Here is a 16,953-nt window from a genome sequence, read left to right as displayed (position 1 = left end):
GCGGATTTGCACGTTCGGCACGTCGCCTACGCAAAGCGCGTGCCGCCGCCGACCAGCGGTGGTTTCATTTTAGGAGCTTTATCGCCGATGCCAACGATTGCGCCCCCGACCAGTAATCTGCCCACGGGTCCCGCTGCTGGAAGCTGAGATACTCGCGGGCCGTTTGTACCGTCCACTGCGCCCCGCTCTTGAGGTCGTTCAACTGCTCCCAGGAGACCGGCATCGAGACGCCCATTCCGGGCCGCGCCCGCGCGGAAAATGCCGCGGCGGTGGTCTGCGCCTTGCCGTTGCGCAGGTAGTCGACATAGACCTTTCCGACCCGGTTCGAAGCCCCGGAAGTCGCCGAAAAGCGCTCGGGAATCGTCTTCGCCAGATGCCGCACGAATGCCTGCGAGAACGACTTGACCGCATCGTAGTCCAGCCGCGGGGCAAGCGGCACGACGACGTGCAAGCCCTTTCCGCCGCTCGTCTTTAGCCAGGCTTGCAGACCCAGTTCCGACAACAACGTCTGAACCAGGAGCGCCGCTTCCTGAACGCGCCCCCATTTCACGCCCTCGCCTGGGTCCAGGTCGAAGATGACCCTGTCGGGCTTGTCGAGTCGTCGAACCGTCGAATTCCAGGTGTGAAATTCGACGGTGTTCATCTGTGCCGCCGACAGCAGCGCGTCGACCGTGTCGACGGTCAGCAGGGGCGGATGATTCGGCCAGAGACTGCGGTCGTGAGCCGTCAATCCGGGCATGCCTGTTCTCTCGGCATGCTTCTGAAAGAACAGTTCTTCAGCAATGCCTGCGGGCGCCCGGACCATCGTAATGGGCCGGGCCTTCAGGTGAGGCAGCATCCGCTCCGCAATACTCGCGTAGTAGCGGACCAGGTCCGCCTTCGTCATACCGGTCGATGGGTCGACGACGCGTTCCGGATGCGTGATTTTCAGCTTCGGTTGCGACTCCGGCGCCTGCGTCTTTCCACCCTCCCGGACGACGCCGGTCGGCGGCTTGTCGATGCGCAGGCCTCTGAACGAGGCCTGGCGGATGACGCCATCGGCCGTCCAGTCCGCGAATTCGACCTCTGCGACGAGTTCAGGGCGAACCCATCGTTCGCTGCCGGCCGAGCGCCTGGACCAGCGGCGCCGCCTGGCGACGTCGACATCAAATGGTGCCGCATCGACTTCGAGCGGCGTCAGCCGGGCCCAAAGGTCCCGTGCGGTCCTGGCGTCCCAGCCGGTGCCGACGCTTCCTGCGTCGTGAAGCTTGCCCGCTGCGTAATAACCAAGCAGCAGGCTGCCGACCTCCCCGTCTTTGCCGCCTCGGCCCGTGAAGCCGCAAATGACCAGTTCCTGCCGGAGTCGGGACTTCGCCTTGAGCCACGTCTGCGTGCGCCCCGATTCATAAGGCGCGTCGCGGCGTTTGAGCATGAGGCCTTCCAGGCCCAGGCCGGAGGCGGCCTCGAACAGTTGGGCAGGAGGCGCCTCAAAGTCCTGACTGAACCGGATGTGCTCACCGGCATTTACAAGAAGCTGCGCGAGCAGCATGCGCCTCGACCACAGCGGCACCTTCCTGAGGTCTTGCCCGTTGAGATACACCAGGTCGAACAGGAAGTAGACGATGTCCTGATTCGCGTTGCCGTCTATCGCATCTTGCAGCGCAGCGAAACTGGGAAGGCCATTTTTGAGGACGGTGATTTCGCCATCCAGCCACGCACTGTTGAGCGCAAGCGCTTCGACCTCTGCTGCAAGCGCGGGAAAACTGGCTGTCCAGTCATGACCGCCTCGTGTGATGAGTCGCACTCGTCCTTTGGCGACGCGGGACAGCATGCGATAGCCGTCGAGCTTGGCTTCGGTTATCCAGTCGCCACTTGCAGGAAGTGAAGGCGCCAGGGTCGCGAGTTGCGGCTCGAGTCTGGCAGGCAACGGAGCAGCCACCGCAGCGGAAAGGTCTATTTCAGACGCGGCGCCATGTACAGGGGTCGTCTGCCGTGGCTCGCGTTCCTCGATGAGCCCGAGCGGCTTCGCGGTAACGCTGTCGGGAAGCGCCTTGATGACATCGTATTCGGCAAGCGGCTGCGCCCAGGCATCGCGCTTCTTGAACAACATCCACTGGTCTTGCCTGTCGTCGGGCTCCGATATGCGAACCAGCTCCCAGAGCCCGGCAAGCTTTTCGCCGTGGAGACGGAAAACCAGCTTGCCCGCAGTCATTCCCTCCCGCGGATCACCGACGGGTTCCCAGGTGCCACGGTCCCAGGCAATCACGTCGCCGGCGCCGTATTGTTTTGCCGGAATCGTTCCTTCAAAGCCCGCGTAGTCGACCGGATGGTCCTCCACGTGAATGGCCATCCGCTTTTCCTTCGGGTCGTAGCACGGGCCTTTGGGTACGGCCCAGGACAGAAGCACCCCGTCGAGTTCGAGCCGGAAGTCGTAGTGCAGTCGGCTCGCCCAGTGCTTCTGCACAACGAAGCCCAGATGTCCATTTTCAACGGGCGGGCTGGCAGCCGACGGCGCCGGTTCCGGCGTGACCCGGAAGTCCCGCTTTTTTCCATAGCGGGAAAGCGGCGGTGATGACGGATTGCGGTCGCGGGTTGAGGCCATGACGATAGTCTAGGAAGAACTATCGCCTCGTGCGTCGCAAACGGAACGCGTGGCGTAAATGCGCGAGCGCGCCAACCTCATGTGCCTGCGCTGCGGTTTCCGGCAGCCGCTTCCAGACCCAACACAAAACCGGCGCCCCAAAATACAAAGCGGGAGCCGGCATTTCGCCGCTCCCGCCAGATCACTTCGTTGTGCTCACAAGCACCGCGCAAGAAGCCGCGGCAAAGCTCAACTCATGTGCAGACCGCCATTGAGCGAGAAGTCCGCGCCGGTTGAGAAGCCCGCTTCGTCGGACGCGAGCCATGCCACGATTGAGGCGATCTCCATCGGTTCGCCGAGGCGCCGCACCGGAATGCTGTCGACGATCTTCGAGAGCACTTCGGGCTTCACCGCCTTCACCATGTCCGTGCCGATATAGCCGGGCGAAACGGTGTTGACGGTCACGCCCTTGGTCGCCACTTCCTGCGCCAGCGCCATGGTGAAGCCGTGAATGCCGGCCTTGGCCGTGGAGTAATTCGTCTGACCGAACTGGCCTTTCTGCCCGTTCACCGACGAAATGTTGATCACCCGCCCAAAGCCCCGCTCGATCATGCCGTCGATCACCTGCTTGGTCACGTTGAAGAGGCTCGTGAGGTTGGTGTCGATCACCGCGATCCAGTCTTCGTGCGTCATCTTGCGGAAGACGACGTCGCGCGTGATGCCGGCGTTGTTGACCAGGATGTCGATTTCGCCGACGTCCTTCTTCACCTTCTCGAACGCGACAGCCGTGGAGTCCCAGTCGGCCACGTTGCCTTCAGACGCGACGAACTCGTAGCCAAGCGCCTTCTGCTCGTCGAGCCAGCGTGTTTTGCGCTGCGAGTTCGGGCCGCAGCCCGCGACCACCGTGTAGCCATCCTTGTGCAGACGCTGGCAGATGGCCGTTCCGATGCCGCCCATGCCGCCGGTCACGTAGGCAATACGCTTTGCCATAGATCCTCCTTTGCTTTAGGGGGTAGGTGAGTTGGGAAAGACTCTGGAGGATGGAGTCAGTTTGACGAGCGCCACCAAGCCGGGCGATGGGGAAATACCCGTACAGGAAAACGCCTGCCGCAATCCTTCCGTAAGACAGCGTCTGCCGGCCTTCGCTCGATGCCGCCGGAAAACCGGATCAGCGTAGCAGCGTCCTTTGGGGGACACAAGACGGTCACGCCCTCGGGCGTGCGCAAAAGCACACAATTACCTGGCATGCCTCAATAAATGCATGCGTGGAAAATGTGTTTTGCATAAAGACACGGCCCGGCTCCATTCGAGACCGGGCCGCACGCAGGCTCACTGCGTAAGAATCAAACAAGCATCAAAGGCCGGCAGCGAGGCGCTCGTTGCCATGCCCCTCGGGCAAACCCGTCACGTATTCCAGCCGCCCCACTGCTTCGAGCAGCGAGCGGCCGGCAATCGTGAGCGACAGCCGGCGGTGGCCTTCCGTCCATTGCTCGAGCGCAACCAGCTGACGCTCGAGCAGCGTGTCCAGTTCCTGACGGTTCATGTCGATCTGGTCCGGCGAATGGCGGACCAGCATCAGCGTGGCGAATTCTTTCGGGCTCAGCAACGTTGTCTCCCAGTAACTTTCATGCCGCAACCAGGGGCACAGGGCCGCATATATTCGAGCCTCAATGTGACACGGGCATGACTGTCACAATTTCGCTCCCGCACTATATTGACCCTGCATATCCGGCGTTGCTGCCCTCTTTTCTGTCGGCGGCGTCTGTGCCGGTACGAGCGCCACGCCGCATTCCTCCACGAGGTTGCGCAGCGAGGTCGGGAAGAGCGTGCCGGGGTCGTCGGCAATGCCCGCGCCGTCGTCGCGCAGCGCCGCGCCGATGCCCACCACGATGGTCGCGTCGGGGGCGCGCTCGCGCAGGCGGCGCACGAGATTGCGCAGGTACGGCGCCGACTCGGGCGCATCGAGCGACACCACGCAGATGGCCGGGGAGCGCTCGTCGATCATGGCCCCGCGCGTGGCGCGCACTTCGTCGTAGGTGGTGGCCGTGCAGGGAATATTGCGCCGCATGAGCAACTGGCCGACGATCGCCACCGCCACGTCGTCGAACGCGCCGCGTCCGGGCACGCACAGCACCTCGCCCGCGTCCGGCGAGAGCGTGAACTCGATCACCCTCGCGCCTTCGTCCGCGCCTTCAACGGACTTCTTGGCGCTCTCCCCCTCGGGTGCGGCGTGACGCGAATCGTCCACGGATTCGAGGTCCTCGACGATATCGAGCAGCGCCTGGTTGATGCGTGCGACCTGCTCGGCGGGCAGCACGCCGCGCAAGGCGTCGTTGCGCGCGAAGCGCAGGCCCTCGAACGCCACCTGCTCGTAATAGTCGATGAGCGGCATGCCGGTGAGCAGCCGGTCCGCCTGCAGCAGTGCCTCGTGGGGATCGTCGGCGAGCAGGCGCTGGTAGCACATTTGCCCGGGCGTGAGTGCGGGCTGGTCACCAAGCAGGATCGTGAGGAAGTTCAGTCGGTCCACGTAGCGGCCCAGCGTGACGATGCACAACGTGAGCGGGGTGGAAAGCACGAGCCCCACGGGCCCCCACAGCCAGCTCCAGAAGATCGCCGCCACCACCACCGCAAGCGGCGAGAGACCCGAGCGCTTGCCATAGAGCATCGGCTCGGCGAACTGCCCCGCCACCACGTCCACGACGATGAAGAAGATCAGTGTCGTCACGCCCATGGTCCATTGCGGCTGCGTGGCCGCGGCGACGATCGTCGCCATGATCGCAGCGATCCAGATACCGATGTACGGCACGAAGCGCATGAGCGCCGCCACCGCGCCGAACAGCAGCGCGCCCGGTACGCCGATGCCGGCCAGCCCCAGCGCGATCACCCCGCCCACCGTGACGTTCACGCCGACCTGCGCGACGAAGTAGCGCGAGAGCCGCTGTGAGGCGTCGTTGATGGCGGTCGTGGTGCGGTGCAGGTCGTCGGAGCCGAACACGCTGATGAGCCGGTCGCGCAGGTCCTCGCGCTGGAACAGGATGAAGATCGTCACCACGAGCACGATGAAGGTCGTTTCGAGCGGTGCGATAGCCGGGGCGAGCGCCTTTTGCGCGAGCGTAAGCGGCGTGGGCGCGGGCGTATGGACCTCCACGGGCATCGGCTGCTGCGGCTGGTTGCGCGCCGCACGCCCGCGCGGCTGCGGCGGCGCGGGCGGCGGCGTGGGCGTCACGCGCTGCAGCGCGGTGGCGGCCCGCGACATCAGCGAATCGGCGCGGCCCACGGTTTTTTCCTGCACCGTTTTCACTTTCTGCTCGATCTCTTCCTGGTACTGCGGCAGGGAGGCGGAAAGCTGGTACACCTGTGCGGCGATCAGCGCGCCCACGCCGGCAAGCGCGAGCACGGTGGAGAGCACCGCAACGAGAATGGCGAGGAACTGCGGCACATGAAAGCGCCGCAGCGTGGTCACGAGCGGCGCCAGCAGAAAGCTCAGCAGCACCGAGAGCGTAATGGGAATCAGCACCGCGCGCCCGAAGTACAGGCCGCACACCACGACCACGCCGGTAATGACGGAGGCGAGGCTATGCAGCGTCGGCGGGCTTGGCGGAAACACCCGGTTGCGGCGGCCCTGCGGCGGCAGCGGGAAATTCATGTCGGATCGGATCGGCAAAAAAAGAAACATCGGGGCCGCGCCGGCTCGGGCAGGCGCACGGCCCATCTATACGCACGAGGCGCGCCTCGAAATGGTACAGCGCCTCCACACGTGAGGCGCAGCCGTCCAGATTTTCGCAGGTCGCGAGAGGCAGACGCAAAAACCACGCGTCACTGCGTCTGCGTCTTGCCCGTGACGAGCTCCTGGTTGCGCGCGGTGAGGAACTGGATGAGCCCGTCCACGCCACCCTGTTGGATCTTCTCGTTGAACTGCTGGCGATAGGTCTGGATCAGCCATGCGCCGAGCACATTCAGGTCGTACAGGCGCCAGCCCTGCGGCGTCTTGTACAGCCGGTAATCGATTTCAACCGGATTGCTGCTGGTTTGCGCGAGCGTGCGCACGACGACGTCGGTGTCGCCCGGCGAGCTGCGCATGGGCGGGTACTCGATCTTCTGGTCAGGCTTCAGTTGCGCGATGGCGCCCGAGTAGAGATGGATCAGCAGCAGCTGGAACTGCTGCTCGATCTGCGCTTGCTGCCCGGGCGTCGTGGTGCGCCAGTGCGGCCCCATGGCGAGGCGCGTGGTGCGGCGAAAATCGACGTAGGGAAGAATGTCGCGGTTGACGATATCCTGGATGCGCGCGATATCGTCGGGCGCGATGGCCTTCGTGCGGACTTCGTCGAGGATCTGCTGCGTGGCGGTCTTGATGAGCGCCTGGGGGTCCGACTGGTCCACCGGGACCGATTGAGCAAACGCCGCCGTAGCGGGCAGGAACGACAGACACCACGCAAGCAGCGCGGTCATGCGGAATAACCTGGTCATCGATATCTCTGGGCAATGGCGGGAGCGGCGAACGGGCGCGAAATCAACAGGCCTCACGCATCGCGCGAGCGCACGCCAGCGCTCAGTCTAACGGGTCGGGCGCACACAGGTCGGATCGTTGTGCCGCTCGTGCGCTCATGCCTTCACGCGCGCGGCGTGCGCGCCCGCGCATCGGACTCCGCGAGGAATGCCTCGAGCCCGAAAAGCCAGGCAACAAAGAACGAGAGACGCGAGAGCATGGCCGGCATCGGGTCGCCTTCGCTGTCGTCGGCGCCTTCCTCCGACGCGCTCTCGCCAGAAGCGAGCGCGGCTCCCAGTGGCACGGAGGTCGTCGATAACGACGATTGCTGGCGGGAAATGGCTTCGGGCTCCATGGCTGCGGTGCTCCTCGGTGCGGACCGGATTGTGATTGGCGCTACTGGGAAGCAAGACACATACCAAGCGATGACATCACGGAGAGCCCCGCTCGCAGCAACGCTCGAGCATCTGCACGCAATCTCCGCCCTGTAAAAACTACAAGCGCGTCATGGCAAAGTGGAGCGTCCCGCGCGCACCCGGCCCAGCAGTGGTTGCGCGGGCAAGCAGGCACGAAAAACGCATGCAGCCGCACGCCCGCCCGTTCGCTCGCCTTGCCTGCCCGCGTAATCGGTTCAATTACCGTTCGATTGGGATCGAATCGATACGATGATGTAAGGTTCAGCGGTTCGTCTCGATGACGAGGCGCGCCCCATCGCTCAGGAGATCGCATGAACACACCGGAACAGGTTCGCATTGCGGACATCCTCGGCCAGCATCGCGACACGCTGCTTGCCGAATGGCTGCGCCTGCATCTGCCGATCGCGCTGCGCCGCGGCCTCGCGATGGAAGGGGAAATTCGCGAGCAGTTCTCCGGGTTCCTCAATGTCTTTCTCGACACGCTGCCGAATACCGAAACCTTCGATTCGGGCCGCCCGGAGTGGGAGCCGGTACGCGCGTTCCTGTCGGAAATGTCGGCGCACCGCGCGCGTCAGGGCTACACGCCGGTCGAGACGGCCACCTTCGTGTTCTCGTTCAAGGAACCGCTCTACGCGCGGCTGCGCCAGGCGTATGCGAGCGACGCCGCCGAGCTTGCCCAGGTGAGCTGGCAGGTCAACCTGCTGCTCGACGGTTTCGGCATCTACACCACCGACATTTTCCAGAAGAGCCGCGAAGCGATCATCGCGCGCCAGCAGGAAGAGCTGCTGGAGCTTTCCACGCCGGTCGTGCAGCTTTGGGAAGGCATCCTTGCGCTGCCGCTCATCGGCACGCTCGACTCCGCGCGCACTCAGGTCGTCATGGAGAGCCTGCTGCAGAAGATCGTCGACACGGGCGCGGGCCTCGCGATCATCGACATCACGGGTGTGCCCACCGTCGACACGCTCGTCGCGCAGCATCTGCTCAAGACCGTAGCCGCCGCGCGCCTGATGGGCGCGGACTGCATCATCAGCGGCATCCGCCCGCAGATCGCGCAGACCATTGTGCACCTGGGCGTCGATCTCACCAACGTCACGACCAAGTCCACGCTCGCCGACGCCTTCGTCATCGCGCTGCAGCGCATTGGCGCGACCATCATCTCGCCGAAGGCCACGGCCTGAGAGCCACTGAGCAACCTCGACGCACGGGAACGGCACACGATGGAACGCATTCCGATTCTGCGCCTCGGCGACTGCCTGATCGTCACGATCCAGGTGGACATGCACGACCGCCTCGCGATCACACTGCAGGACGACCTCACCGAGCGCATCGTGAAGGAGTCGGCCAAAGGCGTGCTGATCGACATCTCGACCCTCGACGTGGTCGACTCGTTCATCGGCCGCATGATCAGCAACACGGCCGCCATGGCGATGGTGCTCGACGCGCAGACCGTGGTGGTCGGCATGCAGCCGTCCGTGGCGATCACGCTGGTCGAGCTCGGCCTCACGCTTTCGGGCGTGCGCACCGCGCTGAACGTCGAAAAAGGCATGGCGCTGCTCAAGCAGCGCCAGCTCCGTTAAGTCCCATTATTCCGTTAGCTAGCACGTCTCTTGCGTTCGGCCATGAATAGCAACGACACGACCGGAAGGCTTGCGGCCCAGGTGAGCCTGCGTTCGGACGAGGAAATCGTCCGGCTGCGACAGATCGTGCGCGACGCCGCCATCGCGCAGGGATTCTCGCTCATCGAGCAGACCAAGTTCGTGACGGCGGCGAGCGAACTCGCACGCAACACGCTGCAGCATGGCGGCGGCGGCGATGCGCGCCTCGACGTGCTGGAAAGAGGCGTGCGCGTGGGCCTGCGGCTCTCGTTCGTCGATCAGGGTCCGGGGATTGCTGACATCGAGCGCGCGCTGCAGGACGGCTTCACGAGCGGCAATGGCTTGGGCTTGGGCCTTGGCGGCTCGCGGCGCCTGTGCGACGAATTCACGATCGAATCGACTCCGGGTGCGGGCACGACGGTCACCATCACGAAATGGAAAATACGCTAGACGGCGCGGCCGGTTCCGCCGGCGGCAGCCACCGATCCTTCGAGATAGGCGACGCCAGCGGCGTCGCCTATGCACGGCGCGGCGCCGCCGAAGCCGCGCGCATTGCCGCGCTCAGCGAGACCGATGCCGGACGCCTCGCGATCGTGCTCACGGAAGCGGCCACCAACATCCTCAAGCATGCCGGCCACGGCGAGTTGCTCGTGGGCGCGCTGGAGGGCGCGGTGGAGCTGATCGCGCTCGACAGCGGCCCCGGTATGACCGACGTGGGCATCGCGCTAGCCGACGGCCACTCCACCACCGGCACGCCCGGCACCGGGCTCGGCGCGATCCGGCGGCTCTCGAACCAGTTCGCCATTTACTCGCAGCCGGGCGCGGGCACCGTGCTGCGCGTGCTCGTGCAGAAAAGCGGCGGCAACGCCGCGCGCGCGGCATTCACCAGACCCGAGATCGGCGGGGTCTGCGTGCCTCACCCCGGCGAGGAAGTCTGCGGCGACGGCTGGCAGGCGCAGGTCGACCAGAGCGGCCTCACGCTCGCACTCGCCGACGGCCTCGGCCACGGCGCCGAAGCGCACGTGGCCGCGGTGGCCGCGCTCGACGTGCTGCGCCGCCGCGCCGGCCTCGCGCCCGCCGCGCTCATGGAACTCTCGCACGCGGCCCTGCGCCACACGCGCGGCGCGGCGCTCGCGCTCGTGCGCATCGATCTCGCGCGCGGCGCGCTCGCGTTCTGCGGCACGGGCAACATCTCGGCTGTCGCGTATGGCGCGGGCCGCCCCGCGCAACGCCGGCCGCCGGACAGCCGCACGCTCGATAGCCGCAGCCCAGCCGGCCGCGCGCACTGGCCCGCCAGTGCAGGCGCACCTTCCGCGCGCGAGTGCTACCAGCTCGTCTCGCGCAACGGCATCGTGGGCCACACGATGCGCGGCATCCAGGAGTTCGAGCTGACGTGGGGCGAGAACGCGCTCCTCGTCCTGCATTCGGACGGCATCGGCACCCGCTGGGACCTCGCCGCCTGGCCCGGACTCGCCAACCAGCCCGCTGTCGTGATCGCGGCCGTCCTCTACCGAGACTTCGCGCGCCGACGCGACGACGCCACCGTCGTCGTCGTGCGCGCCCGCCCCGGAGTACAGTTGAACCATGAATAAGCCCCTGCTGCGCATCCGGCTGGAAACCGCCCAGGACGTCGTCGCCGCGCGCCGCCGCGCGCGCGAGCTGGCCGCCGGGCTCGGCTTCTCGCCGCTCGACCAGACGCGCATTGCGAGCGCCGTCTCCGAAATCGCCCGCAACGCGTTCGAATATGCGGGCGGCGGCGAGGTCGCCTTCGCGCTGGAAGGCGAGCGGCCACGCGAAGCGCTCGCCGTGCAAGTGCGCGATCTCGAAGCCGTGCTCGACGGTACTTATCGCTCGCCCGGCGGCATGGGTCTCGGCATCACGGGCAGCCGCCGCCTCATGGACCGCTTCGAAATTCACTCGTCGGCTCGCGGCACGACCGTCACCATGGCGCGCGACCTGCCGCACGAGCGCAGCGAGGCGAGCGGCCCGGAACTCGAGCGCATCGTGCGCGAACTGGCCGCACGCAGTCCGCAGGAAGGCGCGCATGGCGACTCGCTCGAAGAGCTGCAGCAGCAGAACCGCGAACTCGTCACCGCGCTCGACGAACTGCGCGAACGCCAGGAAGAACTCTCGCGCCTCACGCAGGAACTGGAGGCGACCAACCGCGGCGTGGTGGCGCTCTACGCCGAACTCGACGAGCGCGCCGAAGAACTGCGCCGCGCCGACATGATGAAGACGCGCTTTCTCTCGAACATGAGCCACGAACTGCGCACGCCGCTCAGTTCGATCCGCGCGCTCGCCAACCTGCTGCTCAACCGCCTCGACGGCGACCTGAGCGTGGAGCAGGAGCGCCAGGTCAAGCTGATTCTTTCGTCAGCGGAAAGCCTGGGCGAGACCGTCAACGACCTGCTCGACCTCGCGAAGATCGAAGCCGGCAAAACCGAGGTCGTGCCCGCGTGGTTCGCGGCCGCCGACCTCTTCGCCGCGCTGCGCACGATGCTCGCGCCGCTGCTCGATACGCCGGACGTCACGCTCGAATTCGGCTCCACGGCAGGCCTGCCGCAGCTTTACACCGACGAGCCCAAACTCACGCAGATCCTGCGCAATTTCGTTTCGAATGCGCTCAAGTACACCGAGCGCGGGCAGATTCGCGTGGGCGCCCAGTGCATGCCCGGCGACGGCGACGAGGCACGCATCACCTTCTTCGTCGCGGACACGGGCATCGGAATTGCTCCCGAACACCACCAGATCATTTTCGAGGAGTTCAGCCAGGTGCAGAACCGCCTGCAGCAGCGCGTGAAGGGAACGGGTCTTGGCCTGCCGCTGTGCCGCAAGCTCGCGGCGCTGCTGGGCGGAGAAGTGGGCGTGGAAAGCGAGCCCGGCGTGGGCTCGACGTTCCGTCTGAACGTGCCGGTGCGCCTCGCGACGTCCATCGAGGACGAACCCGAGACCTTGGGGAACGCGTCGCCATGAACGCGCACGCCACGCTCATCCTCAACGTCGACGACAACGAAGGCGCGCGTTACGTGAAGTCGCGCGTGCTGCGCCACGCCGGCTACCCCGTGATCGAAGCCGCGACGGGCCAGGCCGCGCTCGAAGCCGTGCGCGCGCAGGCGCCTGCGATCGTGCTGCTCGACGTGAAGCTGCCCGACATCAGCGGTATCGAGGTGTGCCGCCTCATCAAGGCGGACCCGGAGACGAACTCCACGCTCGTGCTGCAAACCTCCGCCGCCGCGGTGCAAACGCGCGACAAGATTCTCGCGCTTGACGGCGGCGCCGACAGCTACCTCACCGAGCCCGTCGAGCCCGCCGAGCTGGTGGCGAACGTGCGCGCGCTCCTGCGCCTCTACGCTGCCGAAAAGGCGCTGCGCGACGCCGACCGCCGCAAGGACCGCTTTCTCGCGACGCTCGCGCACGAACTGCGCAATCCGCTCGCGCCGATTCGCAACGCCATCGAACTGCTCGATCCGCGCCACGGCGCGAACGACGCCATGCGCGCCGACGCGCGGCAAATCGCGAGCCGCCAGGTCGAGCATCTCGGCCGCCTCGTCGACGACCTGCTCGACGTCTCGCGCATCTCGCACGGCAAGATCGCGCTGCAGATGGGCACGCTCGACCTGCGCGAGATCGTCCAGATCGCCGTGGAAACGAGCCGGCCCTTCCTCGACGCGAAATCGCAAACGCTCACAGTCGAGATCGACTGCGAGCCGTGCCATGTGACCGGCGACGCGATACGCGTGGCGCAGATCATCAGCAACCTGCTCTCCAACGCCGCGAAGTACACGGCCGCGGGCGGCCAGATCGCATTGCGGCTTGAAGCGGACGTCTACGAGATCCTGATTCGCGTGCGCGACAATGGCATCGGCATCGCGCCCGACGAACTGCCCTACGTGTTCGAGCTCTTCATGCAGTCACGCGAAGCCGTGAAGCGCGCCGACGGCGGCCTCGGCATCGGCCTCGCACTCGTGCGCGAACTCGCGGAATTGCATGGCGGCTCGGCGAGCGCGAATTCGGATGGGCTTGGGCACGGCTCGGAATTCGTCGTGCGTCTGCCGCTCGCGCGGGCGGCGCAGTGCGAAGCGCCGCACGAGCAGACGCAAGACGCTGGGGAACACACTGCGCGGGCGCGCCGCCGCGTCCTGATCGCCGACGACAACGTCGACTCCGCATCCTCGCTGCTCATGCTGCTGGAACTCGAAGGCCACGAGGTGCGTGTGGCGCACGACGGCCCGAGCGCGCTCGCGCTCGCGCAGAGCTTCCTGCCTCACGTGGCGATCCTCGACATCGGTTTGCCCGGCATGGATGGGCACGCGCTGGCGAAGGCGCTGCGTGCCGAGCCGGCCACTGCGCACGTGCAATTGATCGCGCTCACGGGCTACGGCCAGGAGCGCGACCGCCAGGCTGCGAGCGAGGCTGGCTTCGACCGGCATCTGGTCAAGCCAGCGCCGCTCGGCGAGATCCTGCGGGAAATCGAAAGCGCGCCGCCGGGTTGAGCGACGCTGCGCGGTCCGCTTGCGCACCGTTCGCGCCACCCAATCCCCGTTCGCGCCCGGATCCGCACGCTTCGTCGCATCCCCCTCGCTCGCCCCGCCCCCGCTCACCACACTGCAGACATCGCACCCGCTCGACCCGCCAAGGAGAGCCAGCATGTCTGCCATCATTGCTGCGCACATCGTCGCCGCGACGCTTTCTGTCATACTCGGAACCGCCGTCATGCTGGCCGAAAAGGGCAGCGCACGTCACAAGTGGCTCGGCCGCCTCTGGGCGCTGACGATGTTCGCCGCCGCGCTCAGTTCGTTCGACATCCGCGAGCTGCATCCGGGGCATCTGTCCTGGGTGCACGGCCTGTCGCTGCTGACGTTCGCGAGCGTCGGGCGCGCCATCTGGGCGATCCGCCACGGCAACGTCCGCGGCCATCGCCTCGCCATGCGCGGTTCGTTCTTCGGTCTCATCGCTGCCGGTCTCGCCGCCGTTGCGACGCCGCACCGGTTGCTCAACCTCATCGTCACGAGCTGGATCGCATGATTCCTGGCATGCACGTCGAGTTTCCGAACGCCGCCGCGCGCCTCCCCGCGCCGGCGGCCAATGTCCTGATCGCCGGATTCGCGCGCGAGGGCGTGATCGTCGTGATCGGCAACGCGCTGATTGCGGTCGCGCTCACCGCGGCGGGCGTGCACGAGCGATTCATCGACAACCTCGTCTTCAGCCAGGCGATCGGGCTTTCGATCATGCTGCTGCTCGACGTCGGTCGCTTTTTCCTGCAACGCCACAATGCGCTCACGGGCCCGCGGCTCGCCCTCGCGATGGTGCTCGCCATCGTGCTCGGCGCGTCGCTCGGGCGCGGCATCGCGAGCGTGGTGCTCGGGATCGGCTTGCACAACGCGTTCGCGACAAAGGACCTCGCGCTCACCGGCTGGATCGCGCTGACCGCCACGCTGCTCGTCACCTGGTACGGCTGGTCGCGCACGCGCATTGCCGAGCTGAGCGAGCAGGTCGCGCACACGGCATGGCAAAAGGAAGCCGCCGAGCGCACGGCGCTCAGCGCGCGTCTGCAGGCGCTGCAGGCGCAGATCGAGCCGCACTTTCTCTTCAACACGCTGGCGACGCTCGACAGCCTGATCGCGTCCGACCCGCCGCGTGCGCGCGACCTGCTCGCGAGCCTCAACCGCTTCCTGCGCGCGACGCTGGAGGCCTCGCGCGCGCAAAGCGAAACGCTCGCGGTGCAGTTCAAGGTGCTCGAATCGATGCTCGCCGTGCACGCCATGCGCATCGGCCCGCGCCTCGCCTACGCGCTCGACCTGCCGCGCGATTGCGCAGAACTTCCGGTGCCGCCCATGCTGTTGCAGCCGCTCGTGGAGAACGCGCTCAAGCATGGCATTCAGGGTGCGCTCGAGGGCGGCAGAATCGACGTCCTCGCACGCCGCGACGGTGAGCATGTCGAGCTGAGCGTGACCGATACGGGCCCGGGCTTCGGCGCGACGCCGGGCACCCAGGGCGCGGGCGTCGGGCTCGTGAACGTGCGCGAGCGGCTTGCGGCGCTCTATGGCGAGCAAGCGTCGCTCACGCTGATCGAGAACGTTCCGCATGGCCTCGTTGCGCGGGTCCGGCTACCGCTGCGCGATACCGTTGGCGCAAGCGTGCAGGAGTCCAGATCATGAAACGCCACACGCCCGCCGATACCGCGCAGCATAGCGACGCCGCGCACCGGTCGCCCGACGCCCCGACCGCGCTGATCGCCGAGGACGAGCCGCTGATCGCCGCCGCCCTGGAGCGCGAACTCGCCACCGTCTGGCCGGAACTGCGCATCGTGGCGACGGCCGGCAACGGCCACGACGCCATCGAGCGCATCGGCGCGCTCGCGCCCGACATCGCGTTCCTCGACATCGCCATGCCGGGCGCGACCGGCCTCGATGTCGCGCGCGCGTGCGCGAATCTCGCCGCGCCGCCGCAGATCGTGTTCGTGACCGCCTACGACGCCTACGCGCTCGAAGCCTTCGAGGCCGCGGCCATCGACTATCTGCTCAAGCCCGTGGAGACGGCGCGCCTCGCGCGCACGGTGGAGCGCCTGCGCGTCCGGCTCGCGCGATCGTCGGCGAACGACGCCGAGGCGCCGCAGATGCAGGCCGATCTGCAACGCGTGCTGCGCCAGCTGGAAACGATCACCCAGGACGTCCGCGAAGCGCGTGCCGGTGCGCGAGCGGGCAATCCCGAGAGCGCACCGCGCGGGACGCCGCTGCGTTATCTGCGCGCCTCCAGCGGCAATGACATCCGCATGGTGCCGGTGGAAGATGTTTTGTACTTCGAAGCAGCCGACAAATATGTCGTGGTCACGACGCGCAGCGGCGAACTGCTGATCCGCACGAGCCTGCGGGAGTTATGCGCGCAACTGGACCCGGCGCGCTTCTGGCAGGTTCACCGCGGCACGGTGGTCAACGTGGACCAGGTGGAATGCGCCTCGGTCAGCGCGATCGGGAAGATGACGTTGAGACTGCGCGGCCACGCGGGCGCCCTCGACGTGAGCCGCCAATACGCCCACCTGTTCAAGCAGATGTGACGCGCGCCGCGACAACGGCAAACGCCTTCAACGCGGCTCGCTCTTCAAATACCGCTGGGGCGGCTCGCCCATCGTCTTGCGGAACATCGAGATGAACGCACTCGAATTCGCATAGCCGAGTTCGGCCGCGATCTCCGCCACGCGCACGCCCTGGGCGAGCTTCGACACGGCCTCGACGATGCGCAGCTGCTGGCGCCAGTGGCCGAACGTCAACCCGGTCTCGTCCTTGAAGCGCCTTGCGAGCGTGCGCTCGCTCGCCCCCACGCGCTCGCCCCAGATCGCGAGCGAGTCGCCATTGGCCGGCGCCGCCAGCAGGAAATCGCAAATCTGCCGCAAACGCCGGTCGAGCGGCAGCGGCAACCCGCCGCCCGAGGCCTCGCGCGAAGCGCGCATTTCACTGAGCAACAGCGGCGTAATGAGCGCGTGGCGGCTCTCCGGGTCGTGCTCGCGGTCTTCGACCAGCGCCGCTACCAGTTCGCGCAACAGCGGCGAAACCCGCACCGCGTGGCACGCGGATTCCGGCCACGGCGACGCCTCCGGCTCGAACGACACGCTATGCATGCACACCGCGCTCGTCGCGATCCACTCGTGGCCCAGGCGCGGCGCGATCCACAGTCCGCGCTGCGGCCCGAGCGTCCACATGCCGATGGGCGTCATCACGCGCAGCACCCCGCTCATCGTGAAGACGAACCGCCCCTGATCGTGCAAATGCCACGTTCCCCTATGGGCGGCGTCGTATTCATAGCTTGTCGCCATGATTGGCCGTTCGCGCTTGCGGTGCGTGATTTCGGGCCGTTGCCGCCAGATCTGATCCACGATCGGAAATTCCTTCGCTGATTTTC

At 66.6% G+C, this 16,953-nt stretch carries 16 protein-coding genes; 9 read left to right on the top strand and 7 right to left on the bottom strand.

Annotation, left to right across the window (positions count from 1 at the left end):
• Nucleotides 1-64: 64 nt before the first annotated feature.
• The 6 genes from ligD to M3I56_RS27330 form a co-directional block, all read right to left on the bottom strand.
• The gene (gene ligD, locus M3I56_RS27355) at nt 65-2,581 is read right to left on the bottom strand and encodes a DNA ligase D (RefSeq protein ID WP_254356616.1); all 2,517 of its coding nucleotides are present in this window, start codon (nt 2,579-2,581) and stop codon (nt 65-67) included.
• 228 nt (nt 2,582-2,809) lie between these two features.
• On the bottom strand, nt 2,810-3,550 hold the full coding sequence (locus M3I56_RS27350; RefSeq protein ID WP_028202406.1) for a 3-ketoacyl-ACP reductase: 741 nt from the start codon (nt 3,548-3,550) through the stop codon (nt 2,810-2,812).
• A 364-nt stretch (nt 3,551-3,914) separates the two neighbouring features.
• The gene (locus tag M3I56_RS27345) at nt 3,915-4,166 is read right to left on the bottom strand and encodes a hypothetical protein (protein ID WP_051481208.1); all 252 of its coding nucleotides are present in this window, start codon (nt 4,164-4,166) and stop codon (nt 3,915-3,917) included.
• 84 nt (nt 4,167-4,250) lie between these two features.
• Nucleotides 4,251-6,206 carry an AI-2E family transporter gene (locus tag M3I56_RS27340; protein ID WP_254356615.1) on the bottom strand — a complete coding sequence of 652 codons (1,956 nt, stop codon included), beginning with the start codon at nt 6,204-6,206 and terminating at the stop codon, nt 4,251-4,253.
• Nucleotides 6,207-6,376: 170 nt separating this feature from the next.
• Entirely contained in the window at nt 6,377-7,027 is a 651-nt protein-coding gene (locus M3I56_RS27335; protein ID WP_254356614.1) for a phospholipid-binding protein MlaC, read from the bottom strand.
• Between the two features lie 143 nt (nt 7,028-7,170).
• Nucleotides 7,171-7,401, bottom strand: a complete 231-nt coding sequence (locus tag M3I56_RS27330) for a hypothetical protein (protein ID WP_254356613.1) — start codon at nt 7,399-7,401, stop codon at nt 7,171-7,173.
• A 372-nt stretch (nt 7,402-7,773) separates the two neighbouring features.
• On the opposite strand from M3I56_RS27330, the gene M3I56_RS27325 reads away from it, so the two are divergent.
• From M3I56_RS27325 to M3I56_RS27285, 9 genes are all read left to right on the top strand, one after another.
• Nucleotides 7,774-8,640: an STAS domain-containing protein gene (locus M3I56_RS27325; RefSeq protein ID WP_254356612.1), complete on the top strand. Its 867-nt coding sequence runs from the start codon at nt 7,774-7,776 to the stop codon at nt 8,638-8,640.
• A 39-nt stretch (nt 8,641-8,679) separates the two neighbouring features.
• Entirely contained in the window at nt 8,680-9,039 is a 360-nt protein-coding gene (locus tag M3I56_RS27320) for an STAS domain-containing protein (RefSeq protein WP_028202410.1), read from the top strand.
• Nucleotides 9,040-9,081: 42 nt separating this feature from the next.
• Nucleotides 9,082-9,507 (top strand): ATP-binding protein, encoded by a 426-nt coding sequence (locus M3I56_RS27315; RefSeq protein ID WP_254315938.1) that lies wholly within the window; start codon nt 9,082-9,084, stop codon nt 9,505-9,507.
• A complete protein-coding gene (locus M3I56_RS27310) occupies nt 9,492-10,649 on the top strand; it encodes an ATP-binding protein (RefSeq protein WP_254356611.1) in 1,158 nt (385 codons plus the stop codon). Before M3I56_RS27315 ends, M3I56_RS27310 begins: the two co-directional genes overlap by 16 nt.
• Nucleotides 10,642-12,030 carry an ATP-binding protein gene (locus tag M3I56_RS27305; protein WP_254356610.1) on the top strand — a complete coding sequence of 463 codons (1,389 nt, stop codon included), beginning with the start codon at nt 10,642-10,644 and terminating at the stop codon, nt 12,028-12,030. The genes M3I56_RS27310 and M3I56_RS27305 overlap by 8 nt, the downstream gene beginning before the upstream one ends.
• Complete coding sequence (locus tag M3I56_RS27300; protein WP_254356609.1) at nt 12,027-13,550, top strand: response regulator; 1,524 nt, start codon at nt 12,027-12,029, stop codon at nt 13,548-13,550. The genes M3I56_RS27305 and M3I56_RS27300 overlap by 4 nt, the downstream gene beginning before the upstream one ends.
• Before the next feature lie 154 nt (nt 13,551-13,704).
• Complete coding sequence (locus M3I56_RS27295; RefSeq protein ID WP_254356608.1) at nt 13,705-14,082, top strand: DUF2306 domain-containing protein; 378 nt, start codon at nt 13,705-13,707, stop codon at nt 14,080-14,082.
• Nucleotides 14,079-15,215, top strand: a complete 1,137-nt coding sequence (locus M3I56_RS27290; RefSeq protein ID WP_051481211.1) for a sensor histidine kinase — start codon at nt 14,079-14,081, stop codon at nt 15,213-15,215. The genes M3I56_RS27295 and M3I56_RS27290 overlap by 4 nt, the downstream gene beginning before the upstream one ends.
• Nucleotides 15,212-16,111, top strand: coding sequence for a LytTR family DNA-binding domain-containing protein (locus M3I56_RS27285; RefSeq protein WP_254356607.1), 900 nt, complete (start codon nt 15,212-15,214; stop codon nt 16,109-16,111). Before M3I56_RS27290 ends, M3I56_RS27285 begins: the two co-directional genes overlap by 4 nt.
• Nucleotides 16,112-16,138: 27 nt before the next feature.
• Here M3I56_RS27285 and M3I56_RS41420 read toward each other — a convergent pair whose 3' ends face one another.
• On the bottom strand, nt 16,139-16,927 hold the full coding sequence (locus M3I56_RS41420) for a helix-turn-helix domain-containing protein (RefSeq protein WP_254356606.1): 789 nt from the start codon (nt 16,925-16,927) through the stop codon (nt 16,139-16,141).
• Nucleotides 16,928-16,953 lie beyond the last annotated feature (26 nt).

The sequence above is a fragment of the Paraburkholderia sp. CNPSo 3281 genome (assembly GCF_024206515.1).
GTDB classification, from domain to species: Bacteria; Pseudomonadota; Gammaproteobacteria; order Burkholderiales; family Burkholderiaceae; genus Paraburkholderia; species Paraburkholderia nodosa.
The sequence above is the reverse complement of the archived record's forward strand: the minus strand, read 5'-3'. Positions and strand labels throughout refer to the sequence as shown.